The sequence below is a fragment of the Pseudomonas oryzihabitans NBRC 102199 genome, from assembly GCF_000730625.1.
GTDB classification, from domain to species: Bacteria; Pseudomonadota; Gammaproteobacteria; order Pseudomonadales; family Pseudomonadaceae; genus Chryseomonas; species Chryseomonas oryzihabitans.
The window spans coordinates 530604-548637 of record NZ_BBIT01000002.1; the positions used below are offsets into that span (position 1 = coordinate 530604).

15 protein-coding genes and 1 tRNA gene are annotated in these 18034 nt (G+C 67.7%); 5 read left to right on the plus strand and 11 right to left on the minus strand.

The features are described from left to right. Window positions 1-3 precede the first annotated feature (3 nt). Window positions 4-1167, minus strand: coding sequence for an isovaleryl-CoA dehydrogenase (locus POR01S_RS03900; RefSeq protein ID WP_027599537.1), 1164 nt, complete (start codon window positions 1165-1167; stop codon window positions 4-6). 367 nt (window positions 1168-1534) lie between these two features. On the opposite strand from POR01S_RS03900, the gene POR01S_RS03905 reads away from it, so the two are divergent. Next, window positions 1535-2443 carry a LysR family transcriptional regulator gene (locus POR01S_RS03905; RefSeq protein WP_042133908.1) on the plus strand — a complete coding sequence of 303 codons (909 nt, stop codon included), beginning with the start codon at window positions 1535-1537 and terminating at the stop codon, window positions 2441-2443. A gap of 26 nt (window positions 2444-2469) precedes the next feature. Here the strand turns inward: POR01S_RS03905 and POR01S_RS03910 are convergent, their stop codons facing one another. From POR01S_RS03910 to POR01S_RS03935, 6 genes are all read right to left on the minus strand, one after another. Next, a complete protein-coding gene (locus POR01S_RS03910) occupies window positions 2470-2694 on the minus strand; it encodes a DUF2188 domain-containing protein (RefSeq protein WP_042133910.1) in 225 nt (74 codons plus the stop codon). A gap of 126 nt (window positions 2695-2820) precedes the next feature. After that, on the minus strand, window positions 2821-4254 hold the full coding sequence (aldA, locus tag POR01S_RS03915) for an aldehyde dehydrogenase (protein ID WP_042133911.1): 1434 nt from the start codon (window positions 4252-4254) through the stop codon (window positions 2821-2823). Window positions 4255-4267: 13 nt separating this feature from the next. Next, complete coding sequence (locus tag POR01S_RS03920; RefSeq protein WP_042133912.1) at window positions 4268-5068, minus strand: aldolase/citrate lyase family protein; 801 nt, start codon at window positions 5066-5068, stop codon at window positions 4268-4270. Window positions 5069-5088: 20 nt separating this feature from the next. Next, the gene (locus tag POR01S_RS03925; protein ID WP_042133913.1) at window positions 5089-6423 is read right to left on the minus strand and encodes an MFS transporter; all 1335 of its coding nucleotides are present in this window, start codon (window positions 6421-6423) and stop codon (window positions 5089-5091) included. Window positions 6424-6444: 21 nt separating this feature from the next. Next, window positions 6445-7629, minus strand: coding sequence for an L-rhamnonate dehydratase (gene rhmD, locus POR01S_RS03930; RefSeq protein WP_042133914.1), 1185 nt, complete (start codon window positions 7627-7629; stop codon window positions 6445-6447). A 12-nt stretch (window positions 7630-7641) separates the two neighbouring features. Further along, entirely contained in the window at window positions 7642-8940 is a 1299-nt protein-coding gene (locus tag POR01S_RS03935) for an MFS transporter (RefSeq protein WP_027602175.1), read from the minus strand. Window positions 8941-9120: 180 nt separating this feature from the next. Here POR01S_RS03935 and POR01S_RS03940 point away from each other — a divergent pair, with 180 nt between their 5' ends. From POR01S_RS03940 to POR01S_RS03955, 4 genes are all read left to right on the plus strand, one after another. Then, window positions 9121-10068, plus strand: a complete 948-nt coding sequence (locus tag POR01S_RS03940) for a LysR family transcriptional regulator (RefSeq protein WP_007158516.1) — start codon at window positions 9121-9123, stop codon at window positions 10066-10068. A gap of 161 nt (window positions 10069-10229) precedes the next feature. Next, window positions 10230-10306 (plus strand) — tRNA-Asp (locus POR01S_RS03945). 157 nt (window positions 10307-10463) lie between these two features. Then, the gene (locus POR01S_RS03950; protein WP_027599529.1) at window positions 10464-11039 is read left to right on the plus strand and encodes a hypothetical protein; all 576 of its coding nucleotides are present in this window, start codon (window positions 10464-10466) and stop codon (window positions 11037-11039) included. A 349-nt stretch (window positions 11040-11388) separates the two neighbouring features. Then, window positions 11389-11763: a histone-like nucleoid-structuring protein, MvaT/MvaU family gene (locus POR01S_RS03955; RefSeq protein WP_042133915.1), complete on the plus strand. Its 375-nt coding sequence runs from the start codon at window positions 11389-11391 to the stop codon at window positions 11761-11763. Window positions 11764-12067: 304 nt separating this feature from the next. Here POR01S_RS03955 and POR01S_RS03960 read toward each other — a convergent pair whose 3' ends face one another. From POR01S_RS03960 to kdpB, 4 genes are all read right to left on the minus strand, one after another. Further along, complete coding sequence (locus POR01S_RS03960; protein ID WP_027599528.1) at window positions 12068-12757, minus strand: response regulator; 690 nt, start codon at window positions 12755-12757, stop codon at window positions 12068-12070. 62 nt (window positions 12758-12819) lie between these two features. Continuing rightward, complete coding sequence (locus POR01S_RS03965; RefSeq protein ID WP_042133917.1) at window positions 12820-15444, minus strand: DUF4118 domain-containing protein; 2625 nt, start codon at window positions 15442-15444, stop codon at window positions 12820-12822. Continuing rightward, window positions 15441-15992 (minus strand): potassium-transporting ATPase subunit KdpC, encoded by a 552-nt coding sequence (kdpC, locus tag POR01S_RS03970; RefSeq protein WP_042133918.1) that lies wholly within the window; start codon window positions 15990-15992, stop codon window positions 15441-15443. The genes POR01S_RS03965 and kdpC overlap by 4 nt, the downstream gene beginning before the upstream one ends. A 10-nt stretch (window positions 15993-16002) precedes the next feature. After that, on the minus strand, window positions 16003-18033 hold the full coding sequence (kdpB, locus tag POR01S_RS03975; protein ID WP_007158510.1) for a potassium-transporting ATPase subunit KdpB: 2031 nt from the start codon (window positions 18031-18033) through the stop codon (window positions 16003-16005). Between the last annotated feature and the right edge of the window lies 1 nt (window position 18034).

Here is an 18034-nt window from a genome sequence, read left to right on the forward strand (position 1 = left end):
TCCTCACCGGGTTTCGTTGAACAGCTCGCGGCCGATCAGCATGCGGCGGATCTCGCTGGTGCCGGCGCCGATCTCGTAGAGCTTGGCGTCGCGCAGCAGGCGACCGGTGGGGTATTCGTTGATGTAGCCGTTGCCACCGAGGATCTGGATGGCTTCCAGGGCCATCTGGGTGGCCTTCTCGGCGGTGTAGAGGATCACCCCGGCGGCGTCCTTGCGGGTGGTCTCGCCGCGGTCGCAGGCCTGGGCCACGGCATAGAGATAGGCGCGGCTGGCGTTGAGGCCGGTGTAGAGATCGGCCACCTTGCCCTGGATCAGCTGGAATTCGCCGATGCTCTGGCCGAATTGCTTGCGGTCGTGGACATAGGGCAGCACCACGTCCAGGCAGGCCTGCATGATGCCCACCGGGCCGCCGGCGAGGACCACCCGCTCGTAGTCCAGGCCGCTCATCAGCACCTTGACCCCGCCATTGACCTCGCCCAGCACGTTGTCCTCCGGCACCTCCACGTCGTCGAAGAACAGCTCGCAGGTGTTGGAGCCGCGCATGCCCAGCTTGTCGAACTTGCTGCCGCGGCTGAAACCCTTCCAGTCACGCTCGACGATGAAGGCGGTGATGCCATGGGCCGCCTTTTCCGGTTCGGTCTTGGCGTAGATGACATAGGTGTGGGCATCGGGGCCGTTGGTGATCCAGGTCTTACTGCCATTGAGCACATAGCGATCGCCGCGGCGTTCGGCGCGCAGCTTCATGGAGACCACGTCCGAGCCGGCGTTGGGTTCGCTCATGGCCAGGGCGCCGACGTGCTCGCCGCTGACCAGGCTGGGCAGGTAGCGGGCCTTCTGCGCGGCGCTGCCATTGCGGTGGATCTGGTTGACGCAGAGATTGGAGTGGGCGCCATAGGACAGGGCCACCGAAGCCGAGCCGCGGCTGATCTCTTCCATGGCCACCGCATGGGCCAGGTAGCCGAGTCCTGCGCCGCCGTATTCCTCGCCCACGGTGATGCCGAGCAGGCCCAGGTCACCGAAGGTGCGCCAGAGGTCCATCGGGAAGCTGTTGCTGGCATCGATCTCGCCCGCGCGGGGCGCCACCTCGCGGGCGACCAGGGCGCGCACCTGATCGCGCAGCAGGTCGAGGGTCTCGCCCAGGGCGAAGTTGAGACTCGGGTAGCTCATGGGGTCACCTGTTGTTGGGATTGTCGGGTGCGAGCGGTCAGCCGAACAGGCGTGCGCAGGGCGGCCGCCAGGCACGGTGCGGAGCGGAAAGGGACAGGGCGGGGCTGTTTCATCGGCCAGGCGCGGGCGTGGCCCGAAAGCGATAGCCGCAAGGACGTCGGGCAGGGCCGCCGACGGCGGGGCAAGGGTGCGCTCGACGCGCGGGTGCGGAACGCGGGCGCCAGGGCGCTCATGGTCCGTCCTCCTGTTCATTGTTCTTGTCATGGCGACCGCGAGAGGAAGGCGGCGCGCCTGTGCCTCTGAGTCTAGGAGGAGAAATGCGCTATCGTGAAACGATAAAAATAGAATCCAGGTATTGGAAAATCAGATGGCACTGCTCAAGGACATCTCGATGCGGCAACTGCGCTATTTCGTCGCCGCCGCCGAGAACAGCCAGTTCTCCCTGGCCGCCAGCGCGGTCAACGTCAGCCAGTCGGCGGTCACCACGGCGGTCAGCCAGCTGGAGGCGAGGCTCGCCGTGCGGCTGTTCGAGCGCCTGCCCCACGGCGTCAAGCTCACCGCCGAGGGCCACCAGTTCTATCACCATGCCCGGCACATCCTCGACACCCTGCAGGACGCCGTCAGCCAGCCGCTGTTCCAGAGTCATGCGCTGACTGGCCAGGCGCGCGTCGGCGCCTCCTATGCAGTGCTCGGCTACTACCTGCCGACCCTACTGGCGCGCTTCAAGCGCAGCTATCCGCAGATCGACATCGACCTGCGCGACATGGACCGACCCAGCATCGAAGCCGGCATCACCGACGGCACCCTGGAGCTGGGCCTCACCGTCATCTCCAACGTCGACGCCACCCAGCCCTTCGAGCGTCATCTGCTGATGCGCTCGCCGCGTCAGCTCTGGCTGCCCAGCGCCCATCCGCTGCTGGCGCCGGAGCGCGTCACCCTGGCCGACATCGCCCCCTATCCCTACATCCTCGCCACGGTGGACGAAGGCGAGACCTCCACGTTGCGCTATTGGCGCGCGGCGGGCCTTGAGCCCAACGTGGTGTTCAAGACCTCGTCCATGGAATCCCTGCGCGGCCTGGTCGCCCACGGCTTCGGCGTGACCATCCTCTCCGACATGCTCTATCGCGGCTGGTCGCTGGAAGGCCGCAAGCTGGAAGCCCGCCCGGTGGCCGATACCATCCCGCCCATGGAACTGGGCCTGATCTGGAGTCCTGAGGAGCGCCTGGGCCCTGGGGCCCAGGCGTTTCGGCAGTTCCTGGTGTCGGCGGCGGGGTAGCGGGGCGGGGCCGCGTCACGCCGGCCTCAGCCCCTGGACTGCGCCGGATCCGCACTGCGTGGATAGGTGCGCTCTTCCTCGATGCGGCCATCCGCGGTGTGGATCTTAACGCTGCCGGTCTTGCCGTCCAGGTATTGCGCGGCCTGGTGGACGATGGCGTCCTTGGTCGAGGCCTTGAGCAGGGCGCGATCGCCATGCTCTTCCTTGAATTCCCAGCCGGTGTCGGTGGGTAGGATGTGGTAGTTCTGCATCTGGTCTCCCTGGGGCCCTTTGGCCCTTGCCTGGTCTTGGGTTGCGCCTGTTTCGACCCGCTTTGGCTCAAGAACATTCGAGCGAAGCGGCCCGGGCAGGCCAGGCAGGGGACCGGGCAGCGCCATTCAGCCCTGCAGATAGACCACCTGGGTGTGGGTGTACTCATAGAGGCCGTGCTTGCCGTCGGCGCCGCCGATGCCGGACTTGCGCACCCCGGCGTGGTAGCCCTGCATGGCTTCGAAGTTCTCCCGATTGATGTAGGTCTCGCCAAAGTCGATCTCGCGCATGGCGTGCATGGCCTTGCCCAGGCTGCGGGTATAGACGGAGGAGGTAAGGCCGTATTCGCAGTCATTGGCCAGGGCGATGGCTTCGTCGAGATCATCGACTATCTGGATCGGCAGCACGGGGCCAAAGATCTCTTCGCGCATGATCGGCATGTCCGCGCGACAGTCCGCCAGCACCGTGGGCTGGAAGTGAAAGCCGCGACCCAGGTCGGCACGACGGCCACCGGTGACCAGGCGGGCGCCCTGGCCGAGGGCGACGTCGACCTTGGCCGCCACCTTGTCCAGACCGGCGGCGTTGATCAGCGGTCCCATCTCCACGCCGGTGTCGGCCTGGGGGTCGCCATAGCGGGTGGCGGCCATGGCGCGGCCGATGCGCTCGATGAAGTCCTCGGCCACCGCGCGCTCCACATAGACCCGCTCGGCGCAGTTGCACACCTGCCCGGTGTTGATGATGCGCGAGTCGCGGATGGCGCGGACCGCCAGGTCCAGGTCGGCATCGGCCAGGACGATGGCCGGCGCCTTGCCGCCCAGTTCCAGATTGAGCTTCGTCAGATTCGGTGCGGCAGCGGCCATGATCCGCGAGCCGGTGGCGACGCTGCCGGTAAAGCTGACCATGTCGATGCCAGCATGGGCGCTGAGCTGGCCCCCTACGGAACCGGCGCCGCTGACCAGGTTGAACACCCCGGGCGGCAGATCCGTCTCGGCCACCAGGCGGGCGAATTCATGGGCATTGATCGGGGTTTCTTCGCTGGGCTTGATGACGATGGTGTTGCCGGTGAGCAGCGCCGGCGCCAGCTTGCGGGCGATCAGGAAGAAGGGGAAGTTCCAGGGCAGGATGCCGGCCACCACGCCCAGTGGCTTGCGCAGCAGAAAGATCTGCTCGTCGGGTCGGTCGCTGGTGATGATCTCGCCTTCGATACGCCGCGCCCACTCGGCCATGTAGTCGAGGTAGTCGGCGGTGAAATTGACCTCCACCTCGGCCAGACCGTGGATCTTGCCCTGTTCGGCGACAATGGTTTGCGCCAGTCGCGGTGCCTGCTCGCGCAGCTTGGCGGCGATGCGCCTGAGATGGCCGGCCCGCTCGATCGCCGGTTTGCGGGCCCAGGCCTTTTGCGCGCGGCGAGCGGCGGCGATGGCCTGGTCGACGTGGTCGCGGCTGGAGGCCGGCACCCGGGCCAGGGCCTCGCCGGTGGCCGGGTTGTGGACGAGAAAGTCCTCGGCGGCCGGCAGGAAGCGGCCATCGATGTAGTTCTGGTAAGCGGGCAGATCGGCCATGGCGGACTCCGGGTCAGTAGGTGCGAGAAGGCGCCTGGGGCGCTTCGAGGGGGCGATAGCGGGCCAGGTTGGTCAGTGCCGCCTGGCGGAACAGGCTGATGTCGATACCGACGGCGACGAACTGGCAACCCCAGTCGCGATAACGCCGGGCATCGTCTTCCTGGGGCGCCAGGATCCCGGCCACCTTGCCGGCGGCGCGGGTGGCGTCGATGGCGGCGCGGATGCGCGCCTGCACCTCGGGATGGCCCGGATTGCCGGCATGGCCCAGGCCGCTGGAGAGATCGGCTGGACCGACGAAGACGGCGTCCACCCCTTCCACCGCGGCGATTTCGGCGACGTTGTCGCTGCCCAGCCGCGATTCCACCTGGACGATCAGGCACAGCTCGCGATGGGCGTTGTGCAGGTAGTCGGGCACCGCGTCCCAGCGGGTGGCGCGGGCCAGGCCGCCGCCGACGCCACGGATGCCATGAGGGGGATAGCGCATGGCCCGCACCAGGGCGCGGGCCTGGTCGGCGGTCTCCACCATGGGCACCATCAGCGTCTGCACGCCGATGTCCAGCAATTGCTTGATCAGCACTGCATCGCCGGTCACGCAACGCACCACCGGCGCCGTGGGGTAGGGCGCCACCGCCTGCAACTGGGCGAGGATGCTCGGCACCGTGTTGGGCGCGTGCTCGCCGTCGATCAGCAGCCAGTCGTAGCCGGTGCTGGCGGCGATTTCGGCGGCATAGCCGGTGGCGAAGCCGGCCCAGAGGCCATAGAGGGTATCGCTGCCCGTGAGGCGGGCCTTGAAGGGATTGCGTGGCAGGTCCATGACGGTGGTCTCCAGGGGAATCAGGAAGGGGTATCGGGCAGGCGCACCAGCAGGCCGTAGCTCAGGGCGCCAGCCACCGCGACCGCGGCGGCGATGCCGAGGGCGAGGCCGAAGGAGCCGGTCTGCTGGACGATCATGCCGGTGATGACCGGGGCGAAGGCGCCGCCGAAGTAGCCGCCGAAATTCTGGATGCTGGCCAGCGAGGCCACCTGGTGCGAGGGCACGGCGACGCTGACCAGCGACCAGGTGCCGGCCACCGCCACGTTGAGGCTGAACAGCGCCAGGCTGAAACAGAGGATGACGCTGCCGATGCCGGTCACCCCGGCGCTGCACAGGGCGAACAGTCCGGCTGCGGCCAGACCGCCGCAGATCGGCAGCTTGCGGCTGAAGGCCAGGCTGCGCCCGCTGCGGGTCAGGCGATCCACCAGCAGGCCGCCGCCGATCACGCCACAGGCGCCGGCCAGGAACGGCAGGCTGGCGACCCAACCGGCCTGGGACAGGGACAGGTGATGGACCCGTTCCAGGTAGGCCGGCAGCCAGGTCAGGAACAGCGACAGCATGTAGATGATGCCCACGTAGCCGATCACCACGCCCCAGGTCAGGCGGCGGCGGAACAGCCCCAGCCAGTCGGCGAAGGTCAGTCGCTGGCCGGCGTCCTGGGGTGGCAGCCCGGCGTCCAGGTGCGCCCGCTCGGCGGCGTCCAGCGCCACCTGGACCCGGTCGCGATAGCTCAGGTACCAGAGCGCCGCCACCAGGACGCCCAGTACGCCCATGGCGATGAACATCTGTCGCCAGCCCAGCCACAGCAACAGGGCGGTGAGGATCGGCTGGGAGATCGCCGGTCCCAGGGAGGAGGAGAGGTTGAAGATGCCGGAGGGCAGGCCGCGCTCGCGCACGTTGAACCACTCGCTGACCACCTTGGCGCCGGCCGGGAATTGCGGCGCCTCGCCAATGCCCAGGCCGACGCGGGCGAGGATCATCAGGTGCAGGCTGCTGAGCAGCCCGAGCACGCCCTGGGCGATGGACCAGAGGCAGATGCCCAGGCCCAGGGTCAGGCGCGCGCCGAAGCGATCCAGCAGGCCGCCGATGGGCAGCTGGGCGAAGGCATAGGCCCAGGCGAAGGCCGACAGCAGCAGGCCCATCTCGGTCGGCGTGAAGCCCAGTTCGCCGCTGATGGTCTGGTTGGCGATGGCCAGGGTGCTGCGGTCCAGGTAGTTGACGAAGCCGGCCAGCACCAGCAGCGCGAGGGCGATCACCTGGACCCGCTTGAGCCGGGCGCTCTTGGGTGGCAGCGGCGTCGCCGCGGGGCGCGCATCCGGCAGGGGCGTCGCCAGGGTGTCTTGGGTCGCTTTCATCCAGCCCTCCTGGGCAAGGCCTCAGTGGCGATAGGGACGTTCCAGGGCGCACTCCGGATTGAGGCGCACGCCGAAGCCGGGCCGATCCAGCGCCGAGGCGCGCATGCGGCCGCGCACCGGGACGGGTTCGTCGAGCAACTGCGGATGGAACATGGGCACCACCTCGTCGGCCTTGGGCGCCATCATCAGGAACTCGGCGAAGGGACTGTTGGTGCGGGTGATGACGAAGTGGTAGCTGTAGACCGAGGAGCCGTGGGGAACCACCAGGGCGTTGTGGGCATCGGCCAGGGCCGAGATGCGGATCAGCTCGGTGAGGCCGCCGCACCAGCCGACGTCGGGCTGGAGGATGTCGCAGCAACCCATCTCCAACAGCAGGCGGAAACCCCAGCGGGTGGCTTCGTGCTCGCCGGTGGTGACCAGCATGCCCTTCGGCACGTTGCGTTTGAGTTCGGCATAGCCCCAGTAGTCGTCCGGCGGCAGCGCCTCCTCGATCCACTTGAGACCGAATTGCTGGGCGCCCTGGGCCAGGCGGGTGGCGTAGTTGAGGTCGAGGCTCATCCAACAGTCGAGCATCAGCCAGAAGTCGTCGCCGACCCGTTCGCGCATGGTCGCCAGGGCCTCCAGGTTCTTGCGCAAGCCTTCCTCGCCCTCGGCCGGGCCATGCTGCAGCGGCAACTTGCCGCCGATGAAGCTCATCTCCTTGGCCAGGTCCGGCCGGGCGCCGGTGGCATAGAACTGCAGTTCGTCACGTACCGCGCCGCCGAGCAACTGGTGCACCGGCTCCTGGCGCAGCTTGCCGAGCAGATCCCAGAGCGCGAGATCCACCCCGGAGATGGTGTTGAGCACGATGCCCTTGCGCCCGTAGTAGAGGGTGGAGAGGTACATCTGGTCCCAGATCTTTTCCAGGTCGGTGACCTTGGCCCCCTCCAGGAAGCGCGCCAGATGCCGCTCGACGATGAAGGCGCCCAGCTCGCCGCCGGTGGTGACGGCGAAGCCCACGGTGCCGTCGCTGGCCTCGACTTCCACCACCAGGGTGCCCAGCACATTGATGCCGAAACTGCGCCGGCTCTGGCGGTATTCCGGGTACTTGGCCATGGGCGTGGCGATGTGGTCGTCGATCCAGTGGCCGTCGCCCTGGTCGTGGTAGTCGGCGCCGCCGCCGCGAAGGGTGTAGGCGCGCACCTGCTTGATGGTGGGTAGGGTCATGGCGAGGCTCCCTTAATGACTGGGCGTGAGCTGGGGTTGGGGATCGGCCTGGTCGCGGCGGCGCAGGCCGAGGATCAGGGCGGCGGCGACCAGGGTGGTGCCGGCGAGCAGATAGAGGCCGGCGCCGGGGTGGGCGAAGGTCACCTCGGCCCAGCGCTTGGCCAGGGGCGCGATGAAGCCGCCGATGGCGCCGCAGGTATTGATCAGGGCGATGCCGCCCGCGGCGGCGCTACCGCGCAACTGGTCGGACGGAAAGGTCCAGAACAGCGGCTGCACGGCGATGAAGCCGGCGGCGGCAAAGCACAGGGCGATCAGGGCATAGAGCGGCGAGAAGGTCACCGAGGCGGCGATGCCCAGACCGGAGATGGCCAGGGTGGCGGCGGCGGTGCGCCGGCGTTCGCCGGTGCGATCCGACCAGCTGGGGATCAGCCAGGCGGCGAGCAGGGCGCAGATCCAGGGAATCGCCGAGACCAGGCCGACCAGCAGCCCGACCTTCTGCCCGAGCAGCCCGGCCACCTGGGTCGGCAGATAGAAGACCACGCCATAGACGCTGGCCTGGATCAGCAGGTAGATGCTGCACAGCAGCAGGATGCGCGGCTGTCCGAGCAGGCGCAGCAGGCCGCCGTGGTGCGGCTTGGCGGCGTCCTCGGCGTCCAGCGCCTGCTGCAGCGTCTGCTTTTCTTCCGCACTCAGCCAACGGGCATCGCGCGGCCGATTGTCCAGGTAGAACCAGGCCCAGACACCCACCAGGCTGGCCAGTAGCCCTTCGACCAGGAACATCCACTGCCAGCCGTGCAGACCGCCGAAGCCGTCGAATTCCAGCAGCAGGCCCGACAGCGGACTGCCGAAGATGAAGGCCAGGGGCGCGCCGAAGTAGAAGAAACCCAGGGCCCGGGCGCGGTAGCGCGAGGGGAACCAGTAGGTGAGGTAGAGGATGACGCCCGGGAAGAAGCCGGCTTCGGCCACCCCGAGCAAGAAGCGCAGCACATAGAAGGCCGTCGCCGTGTGGGCGAACATCATGGCGGCGGAGATCAGACCCCAGCTGACCATGATCCGGCACATCCACAGCCGGGCGCCGACGCGGTGCATGATCAGGTTGCTGGGAATCTCGAGAAAGGCGTAGCCGACGAAGAAGACCCCGGCGCCAAAGGCGAAGGCCGCGTCGGAGATGCCGGTGTCGGCCTGGAAGGCGACCTTGGCGAAACCCACGTTGGCCCGATCGAGAAAGGCCATGACGTACATCAGCAGCAGGAAGGGCAGCAGGCGCCGGGTGACCTTGGCGACCAGCCCCGGTGACAGGGTGGTGTGCATGGCGATCTCTCTTGTTGTTGTGATTCGGCCACGGCTCAAGGTAGTCGCAGTTGCAATGCCTGGATAATCGCTTTTTGTTTAGGACCGATACCCTTAAGGTATCGATTCGCGCGCGGGGCTTGGCCAGAGCCTTCCCGCCCTGCAGGACCCGCCGCCGCTCGCCCCATCAGGACGCCGCCGATGAACGCTTCCCCCCATGCCCGCGCGCTGTTCAGTCGCCTGCGCTACAAGCACCTGCTGATGCTGGTGACCCTGGCCGGCACCCGCAATCTGCACCGCGCCGCGGAAGCCCTGCACATGTCGCAGCCAGCCACCACGCGGATGCTGCAGGACGTCGAGGAAGCCTTTGGCTGCGCGCTGTTCGAACGCCAGGCGCGCGGCCTGAAGCCCACGGCGCTGGGCGCGGAGATCCTGGAGTTCGCCCGGCGCGCCCTCAATGGCCTGGATCGCTGCGCCGAAGACCTCGATGCGCGGCGCTCCGGTGGCTATGGGCATCTGGCGGTGGGCGCCATCATGGGCGCCTTGCCCGATCTGGTGGTGCGGGCCATCGCCGAGAGCAAGGCGCGCCAGCCGGGCCTCCAGCTACGCATCCTTGGCGACACCAGCGACCAGCTCACCGAACTGCTGGAGCAGGAGCGGATCGATGTGGCCATCGCCCGTTTCACCCAGCCGGCCGATCTCGGTCGCTTCACCTTCGAGCCCCTGGGCAACGAGCACCTGGCGGTGGTGGTGCGCACCGGGCATCCGCTGGCCGGGCGCGCCGCGCCCGATCTGGCCGAACTGGTGGCCGAGTGGCCGTGGATCCTGCAGCCCGAAGCCAGTCCGGCCCGGGTGGCGCTGGAGGCCGCCTTCGCCCGGCGCCAGTTGCCACCTCCCGCGGACGTCATCGAATGCGGCTCGGTGTTCGCCATGCTGCAGCTGGTACAGATCACCGACGCCATCCTGGTGCTGACCGAGGCGGTGGTGCGCGATCACCTGCGTACCGGGCTGATGGTCTCGCTCGACCTGGAGATCACCGAACCCCTGACGCCCTTCGGTATCCTGCTGCGCACGGGGCAGGTACCCAGCGCGGCCCTGGAAGGCTTTCTCGGCCTGCTCAGGCAGCAGGCCGCTGGCGCCGCGGCCTGAAAGAGACGGGGGACGCCGCCGGCTGTGCACGGCGAGAAATATTTTCGCTACGCCTGTTGTTTCTTCCCTGATAAATCAGTATCTTAGCGGCCGCTGGTGCAGAGAACCCCGCTGAACAGGTTCTCGGCAAGTGCCAGCAGGATGCCGCAAGGCTTCCATGCGCAGCGGTAGTTCAGTCGGTTAGAATACCGGCCTGTCACGCCGGGGGTCGCGGGTTCGAGTCCCGTCCGCTGCGCCACCTACCACCCGCGAGCTCTGGCTTGCGGGTAACGAAAGAAGCGGCCCTCGAGGCCGCTTTTTTTCGTCCTGCACTTTTGTCGCCAAGTCTTGCCGACAGGAAACCCCCGACGCTTCGTTAGTCTCCAATGGCCTAACGTCGATGCGTAGGAGTGGCCATGAAGATCGCCTGTCTGGGTTGGGGGTCGTTGATCTGGAAGGCGGCGGAATTGCCGGTCGCCTCGGACTGGTTCGAGGACGGCCCCAGGTTGCCCATCGAATTCGCCCGGGAAGGTGACAGCGGCGAGTTGGCCACGGTCATCTGTGACGGTGTGGCCGAGGTCCAGGTGCTCTGGGCCTATCTGGCGGTCGACACCCTGGAAGAAGCGCGCGACGCCCTGCGTGAGCGCGAGGGGGTGCCAAGAGAGCAGCCCGAATGCATCGGCAGCTGGCCGAGTGGTCCGCATTCGCCCTTTCAGCCGCGCATCGCCGCCTGGGCCGCGGAGCAGGGCGTCGACGCCGTGGTCTGGACGGCCTTGCCGCCGCGCAGTGGTGGTCTGAATCAGCGCATGCCCACGGCGGCGGAAGCACTCCACTATCTGCGCACCCTCGATCACGAGCGGCAGGCCCATGCGCGGGACTATATCCGGCGCACGCCCGTGGCCATAGATACCGAATACCGCCGGGTAATAGCCCAGACCTTCAACTGGCAGCCCCTGCCCGAAGCCCAGCCAGACCTGGACGCCTCGGCCTGAGGCGCATGCCAGAGCGTCTAGCCAGGTCCAAGCCCGGAAGTTTTGCCAACTTCTGCATGATTATGCAGTTTAGTTGAGCGTTCTTACTTGGCTGGCTGTTCTTTGATGGCTTCGGTTACTACCGGGTAACTTGCGAAGAGGCCTCGCAAGACCTTGTTGGCGCCAATCCGCCGGCCTGGCTTAAGGTTTTCTTAATATTCAAACTTGCAGACACAAGAAGTGGCCTCTATTTTTTCAAAAGGATTACTTGTCGCTGGCATCCGGGGCATCAATCCTTTATTGTCGCGTGCAACTTTCGCCCGCGGGCGAAGTTTCCACCCGCTTTTTCAAATAGCCCTCAGGAGTGCCCATGTCCCGTCTCGCCGAATTCCGTGCCGCCGAAGAGCAACTTCGCGCCCAATTGCAGCTGCTCGAAGATCTCAAGCAGGACAGTTCCCTGCAAAAAGAAATCGAATTCGAAAGTAAGCTCCAGGCCCTGATGGATGAATACCACATGAACCTGGGCGATATCATCGGCATCCTGGATCCCAACGCTGCCCCCAAGCACAAGGCGCAGACGCCGCATCCGGAAAAGCCGGCAGGCAAGCGTCGTCCGCGCAGCACCAAGCGTTATCAGCATCCCAAGACCGGCGAAATCATCGAAACCAAGGGCGGCAACCACAAGTTGCTCAAGGCTTGGAAAGCCGAATACGGCGCCGATACCGTGGAAGGCTGGTTGCAGTAACGTCTCGACGGGATTGCAGTCGGTAGTCGTGCAAGGCGAGTCTACCGACTGGAATCTTTTCCCACCGCTGCAGCCTCTTCACCTCGCGCACTTCCGCCCACTTCAAGTCCTTACCAGGGACGAATATGTTCCAGGCAGCTGCTCTAGCTGCAATCACCCCCGCATTCATCATATCTTTTAGTCGCCTCTAGGCTCATAAGAAAGGCCAGTGCCATTCAGACTTATGCAGAGGGTCTAGGGTGCGGGGATAACGGCGAAGGCGGCTTGTTTCCGCACTGGATAAGCGGCATTCAGCCCAGCAAGGCTAACCTTCGGCGCGCAGGCGATAACCCACGCCGGGCTCCGTGACGATATAGCGCGGTGCTACCGGGTCGTCCCCGAACTTCTGTCGGAGATGGCCAATCACGATGCGCAGATAATGACTGTCCTGCGCATGGGTCGGGCCCCAGATATCGATCAGCAATTGCCGCTGGGTCACCACCCGTCCCGGATGTTGGGCGAGGGCGGCCAGCACGGCGTATTCCTTGCGCGTCAGGGCCACTTCGCTGCCGCCCAGTGTGACCCGGCGATAGGCGAAATCCACTTTAAGATCGCCAACCTCCAGCGCCGCCACCTGCTGGCTCGCCGTGGCCGAGGTCTGGCGCAACAGGGCGCGACTGCGCGCCAGGAATTCCTGGATACCGAAGGGCTTGGTCACGTAGTCGTTGGCGCCGGCATCCAGGGCGCGGACCTTCTCGCGTTCGTCCGCCCGCACCGACAGCACCAGCACCGGCACCGCGGACCATTCGCGCAATTCGACCAGCACCTCCTGGCCGTCGCGATCGGGCAGACCCAGGTCGAGAATCACCAGGTCCGGCTGGCCCAACGCCGCCTGGGCCAGGCCTTCGGTGCCGGTGGCGGCTTCGCTGACCTGGTAGCCCTGGGCCGCGAGACTGATGCGTAGGAATTTGCGGATCTGGGGTTCATCGTCGATGACGAGGACGTGAGCGGGCATCTGAACGGGTTCCACACGAGAGGGCGTCATCATAGCCGCTGCGGCTGCCGCATGAGCCAGTCTTATGCCGCCGGAGGAGCGGGCAGCGGCAGGTGCATGCGCATCGTGGTGCCGCGACCGTCCAGGCCGTCTTCCACGCTGACCCGTCCGCCATGGGCGCCAACCATGCCCTGGCAGATCGCCAGACCCAGACCGGTACCCTGGCCACCGCGATCGCCGCGCGCCGCGGTATAGAACATGTCGAAGATCCGCGTGCGATCCTCGGGCGGAATGCCCGGGCCTTCGTCGGCCACGGCCAGCTGCAGTTCATTGCCCTGGCGCAGCAGGCTGATCTCCAGCCGCCCGCCGGGTGCGGAGAAGCGGATGGCGTTCTCCAGTACATTGACGAGCGCCTGTTCGATCAGCGCCGGATGAACCCAGAGCAGCGGCAGACCCGGCTCGATCCGGGTGGCTACCCGCAATCCCGTCAGCAGCGGCTGCAGGCGTTGCAGGGCACTGGCGAGGATGTCGCCGGGGTCGACCCAGTCCCGCGCCAGCTGCAGGCTGCCGTGGCCGAGGCGGGTCATGTCCAACAGATTCTGGATATAGCGGTCTAGGCGTTCGGCCTCCTGGCGGGTGGCGTCCAGCAACTCCTGGCGATCGCTGGCGGGTATGGCTTCGCCCAGAGTCGCCAGGGCATCGATGGAGCCGCGCATCACCGTCAGCGGTGTGCGCAGGTCGTGGGACACCGAGGCGAGCAGGGCGCTGCGCAACTGTTCGGTCTCGCCGTGCAGCCGTGCGGCCTCGAGATCCTCGCTGAGGCGCACCCGGGCCAGGGCCTGGGCCAGCGGCTGCGCCAGGCTGGCCAGCTGGCGACGCTCGGCGTGATCCAGCGGCTGGCCGTCGTCACGCCGTACGCCCAGCACGGCCAGGCTGCCGCCCTCGCCGAGCAGCGGCCACCACCACCAGCCGCCGGAGGGCAGGGTATCGGTGCCGCGACCCGCCGGCTTTTCCTGCTTCCAGGCCCATTCGGCGGCGATGCGCTCGTTGTCGGCCAGGTGCAGATCGCCCGGTTGGCTCACCAGCTGCCCCGCCTTTTCCGGCAACAGCAGGCAGACGTGGCGAGTGGCGTCGCCCAATTGCTTGAGGGTGACGCTCGCCACCGCCTGACGATCGCTGGCAGCGCTCAGCTGGCGGGTGAAGTCCAGCAGCGCCAGGGTCTCGCGCTGGGTCCGGCGCAGCGCCTGCAGCTGGCGCCGCTGACGGGCGGCCAGGTCGCCGGTGAGCAGGGCCATCAACAGGAAGAAGGCCAGGGTGAGGACGTCCTGCTCGCGGTTGATGGTCAGCGAGAAGGCCGGCGGGATGAACAGGAAATCGTAGGCGAGAAAGCCCAGCAGGGCGCAGAACAGCGCCGGACCGCGACTGCTGCGTACCGCCACCAGCAGGACGGCGGCCAGAAAGATCAGCGAGATATTGGGCAGTTCCAGCAGTCCTGACAGGCCTTCGGCGATGGCCGCGGCCACGGCGGTCGCCAGGACGGCGGCGCCATAGGGTCCGGGCTTGATGGACCGGCGCGGGCGGGCGGCGGGCGGGGCGTCGCGATCCAGATCGAGGATGGCGATCTCCAGCCCCTGGGCCAGGCGCAGCAGGCGACTCGCCAGACGGCGCCGCAAGCTGAAGCCGCGCGGCCGGCCGCGGCCGATCAGCAGCACGCTGGCGCGCTGGTCGCGGGCATGGCGGACCAGGGCGCGGGCCGGATCGCTGTCGCGCAGGGTCAGCACCTCGCCGCCCAGGCGTTCGGCCAGGCGCTGGCTGGCCTGGAGGTTGGCGCGGGCGGCGTCGTCCAGCGGCTGGCCGGTGTCGACGTGGACCAGGGTCCAGGGCAGGTGGCGCTGGTCGGCGAGGCGACTGGCATGGCGCACCAGGCGCTCCGCCGAAGGTGCGGTGCCGGCGCCGACGATCAGGCGACCCAGTAGCGGCGGGGCGGCCTGGCCCTGCTGGCGGTATCTCAGGGCGAGCGCCGAATCCACCTGGGCGGCGGCGGTGCGCATGGCCAGCTCGCGCAGGGCGGTGAGATTGGTCTGGCTGAAAAAGGCATCGATGGCCGCGCGCGCCTGCTCGGGCACATAGACCTTGCCCTCGCGCAGGCGCTCCAGCAATTCCCGGGGTGGCAGGTCGATGAGCACCAGGTCATCGGCGTCGAGCAGCACCTGGTCCGGCACGGTCTCGCGCACCTGGACGCCGGTGATGTCGCGCACCTCGTCATTGAGGCTTTCCAGGTGCTGGACATTGACCGTGGTGTAGACGTTGAGGCCGGCGGCGAGCAGGTCTTCGACGTCCTGCCAGCGCTTGGCATGGCGACTACCGGGGGCGTTGCTGTGGGCCAGCTCGTCGACCAGCACCAGCTCCGGCGGATCCGCCAGCAGGCCTTCCAGATCCAGTTCGCTGAGCTTGAGGCCGCGGTGCTCGACCCGCCGCAGGGGTTGCTGCGGCAGGCCGGCGAGGAGGGCGGCGGTCTCCCGCCGCCCATGGGTTTCGACGATCCCGGCGCGCACCCGGCGGCCCTGGCGCAGGGCGGTCTGGGCCGCCTGCAGCATGGCGTAGGTCTTGCCCACGCCGGGCGCCGCCCCCAGGAAGACCTTGAGGCGGCCACGGCCTTCGCGGTGTTCGGCGAGCAGCGCTTCGGCGCGCCCGGTGCTGTCGGTCATTTGCTCAGGTCTGCCAGGGCCAGGTTGAGGAGCAGGACATTAACCGTTGCCGGACCGAAGCGCGAGGTGCGCGTCTGTTCGCTCACCAGGGCTTGCAGGCGTTCCGGGGCCAGGCCGCGCGCGGCCGCGACCCGGGCGATCTGATAGCGGGCGCCGGCCGGGGTGAGGTCCGGGTCGAGGCCGCTGGCGGAGGTGGTCACCAGTTCCTGGGGCACCGGGCCCTGGCCGGTCACCTGGACCTCGGGCAGTGCCTTCTCGATCCGCTCGCGCAGCGCCGGTGCCGACTGGGCCAGGTTGCTGGCGCTGCTGGAGACGGTGGCGTAGTCGCCAGCCGAGGGGCGCGGCTGGAACCACTCGGGGCCGCTGAATTTCTGCGCGATCAGGCGTGAGCCGACCACGCTGCCGTCGGCGCGCTGGATCAGGCTGCCGCCGGCCTGGTCGGCGAACAGCACCTGGCCGAGCACCGTCACCAGCAGGGGGTAGGCGCCCCCGGTCAGGGCGCTGAGCAACAGGAGCATCAGCACGGCGGAACGCAATTGCATGAGCATGGCGGTCTCCTCAGACCAGACCCAGGGCGCCGAGCGCCAGGTCGATAGCTTTGATGCCGACGAAGGGCACGACGATGCCGCCCAGCCCATAGATCAGCAGGTTGCGGCGCAACAGGGCGGCGGCGCTGGCGGCCTTGACCCGCACTCCGCGCAGCGCCAGGGGAATCAGCGCGACGATGATCAGGGCGTTGAACACGATGGCCGACAGGATGGCGCTCTGCGGACTGGCCAGGTGCATCACGTTGAGCACGTTCAGCTGCGGATAGATGCCGGCGAACAGCGCGGGCAGGATGGCGAAGTACTTGGCCACGTCGTTGGCCACCGAAAAGGTGGTCAGGGCGCCGCGGGTCACCAGCAACTCCTTGCCCACCTGTACTACGTCCAGCAGCTTGGTGGGGTCCGAATCCAGGTCCACCAGGTTGGCGGCCTCGCGGGCGGCCTGGGTGCCGTCGTTCATCGCCATGCCGACATCGGCCTGGGCCAGCGCCGGGGCGTCATTGGCGCCGTCACCGCACATGGCTACCAGCTTGCCCTCGGCCTGTTCGCTGCGGATGCGCTCCAGCTTCTTTTCCGGCGTGGCTTCGGCGATGACGTCGTCCACCCCGGCCTCGGCGGCGATGGCGGTGGCGGTCAGGGGGTTGTCGCCGGTCACCATCACGGTGCGGATGCCCAGGGTACGCAGCTCGGCGAAGCGCTCGCGGATGCCCGGCTTGACCACGTCCTTGAGGTGGATGGCGCCCAGCAGCCGGCCTTCGCCGCAGACCAGCAGCGGGGTGCCGCCACTCTTGGCGATGGTCTCGATCTCCCGGGCCAATACCTCCGGCAGGTCGGCGCGGGTCTGGCCGAGAAACATCAGCACGGCGTCCACCGCACCCTTGCGATACTCGCGGCCCTGCCAGTCGATGCCCGACAGGCGCGTCTCGGCGCTGAAGGGAATGGGGATAACCTGGGCGCGCGGCGGCTCTTCCAGCGGGTGCAGGTTGCGCAGGTACTCCACTATCGAGCGGCCTTCCGGGGTCTCGTCGGCCAGCGAGGCGTAGAGCGCACCCTCGGCCAAGCCCTTGGGCGTGATGCCGGGGGTAGCGTACAGGGCGCTGCAACGGCGGTTGCCGAAGGTGATGGTGCCGGTCTTGTCCAGCAGCAGGGTATGGACGTCACCGGCGGCTTCCACGGCGCGCCCCGAGGTGGCGATCACGTTCAGTCGGACCAGGCGATCCATCCCGGCGATACCGATGGCCGAGAGCAGGCCGCCGATGGTGGTGGGGATCAAGGTCACCAGCAGCGCCACCAGGAACAGCAGCGGCAACTCACCACCGGCCAGGGCAGCGAAAGGCTGCAGGGTCACCACCACCAGCAGGAAGATCAGCGTCAGGCCGATCAGCAGGATGTCCAGGGCGACCTCGTTGGGGGTCTTCTGCCGCTTGGCGCCTTCCACCAGGGCGATCATGCGGTCCAGGGTCGACTCGCCGGGGTTGGCGGTGATGCGCACCCGGATCCAGTCCGACACCACCCGCGTGTTACCGGTGACCGCCGAGCGATCACCACCGGATTCGCGGATCACCGGTGCCGATTCCCCGGTGATGGCCGCCTCGTTGACCGCGGCCACGCCTTCGATGATCTCGCCGTCACCGGGGATCAGCTCGCCGGCTTCCACCCGCACGATCTGGCCCTTGCGCAGCGAGCTGGCCGGCACCATCCGGTGCTCGCCGTTTTCCTCCAGGCGGGCGGCGAGATTCTGGCCAATGCCCTTGAGGCTGTCGGCGCGCGCCTTGCCACGCCCCTCGGCGAGGGCTTCGGCGAAGTTGGCGAACAGCAGGGTGAACCACAGCCAGAGGGTGATCTGCACCGCCACCCCGGTGCTCACGCCATTGTCCGGCGCCAGGCACAGCAGCGTGGAAAACAGCGCGGTGATCTCGACCACGAACATCACTGGCGAGCGGATCTGCTGGCGCGGGTCGAGCTTGACGAAGGCCTGCCGCAGCGCCTGGCGCCACAGGGTGCCAGGGGTAGGAGTGGGCAGGGTGTGGGTCTGGGCATCCATT

What these genes read in the sequence shown, in the direction of transcription:
- POR01S_RS03905 (WP_042133908.1), top strand. Translation starts at nt 1,535, where the DNA reads ATGGCACTGCTCAAGGACATCTCGATGCGGCAACTGCGCTATTTCGTC.
- kdpC (WP_042133918.1), bottom strand. Translation starts at nt 15,992, where the DNA reads ATGCTCATGCAATTGCGTTCCGCCGTGCTGATGCTCCTGTTGCTCAGC.
- POR01S_RS03935 (WP_027602175.1), bottom strand. Translation starts at nt 8,940, where the DNA reads ATGCACACCACCCTGTCACCGGGGCTGGTCGCCAAGGTCACCCGGCGC.
- POR01S_RS03925 (WP_042133913.1), bottom strand. Translation starts at nt 6,423, where the DNA reads ATGAAAGCGACCCAAGACACCCTGGCGACGCCCCTGCCGGATGCGCGC.
- POR01S_RS03960 (WP_027599528.1), bottom strand. Translation starts at nt 12,757, where the DNA reads ATGCCCGCTCACGTCCTCGTCATCGACGATGAACCCCAGATCCGCAAA.
- POR01S_RS03950 (WP_027599529.1), top strand. Translation starts at nt 10,464, where the DNA reads ATGAAGATCGCCTGTCTGGGTTGGGGGTCGTTGATCTGGAAGGCGGCG.
- kdpB (WP_007158510.1), bottom strand. Translation starts at nt 18,033, where the DNA reads ATGGATGCCCAGACCCACACCCTGCCCACTCCTACCCCTGGCACCCTG.
- aldA (WP_042133911.1), bottom strand. Translation starts at nt 4,254, where the DNA reads ATGGCCGATCTGCCCGCTTACCAGAACTACATCGATGGCCGCTTCCTG.
- POR01S_RS03955 (WP_042133915.1), top strand. Translation starts at nt 11,389, where the DNA reads ATGTCCCGTCTCGCCGAATTCCGTGCCGCCGAAGAGCAACTTCGCGCC.
- POR01S_RS03900 (WP_027599537.1), bottom strand. Translation starts at nt 1,167, where the DNA reads ATGAGCTACCCGAGTCTCAACTTCGCCCTGGGCGAGACCCTCGACCTG.
- rhmD (WP_042133914.1), bottom strand. Translation starts at nt 7,629, where the DNA reads ATGACCCTACCCACCATCAAGCAGGTGCGCGCCTACACCCTTCGCGGC.
- POR01S_RS03910 (WP_042133910.1), bottom strand. Translation starts at nt 2,694, where the DNA reads ATGCAGAACTACCACATCCTACCCACCGACACCGGCTGGGAATTCAAG.
- POR01S_RS03920 (WP_042133912.1), bottom strand. Translation starts at nt 5,068, where the DNA reads ATGGACCTGCCACGCAATCCCTTCAAGGCCCGCCTCACGGGCAGCGAT.
- POR01S_RS03940 (WP_007158516.1), top strand. Translation starts at nt 9,121, where the DNA reads ATGAACGCTTCCCCCCATGCCCGCGCGCTGTTCAGTCGCCTGCGCTAC.
- POR01S_RS03965 (WP_042133917.1), bottom strand. Translation starts at nt 15,444, where the DNA reads ATGACCGACAGCACCGGGCGCGCCGAAGCGCTGCTCGCCGAACACCGC.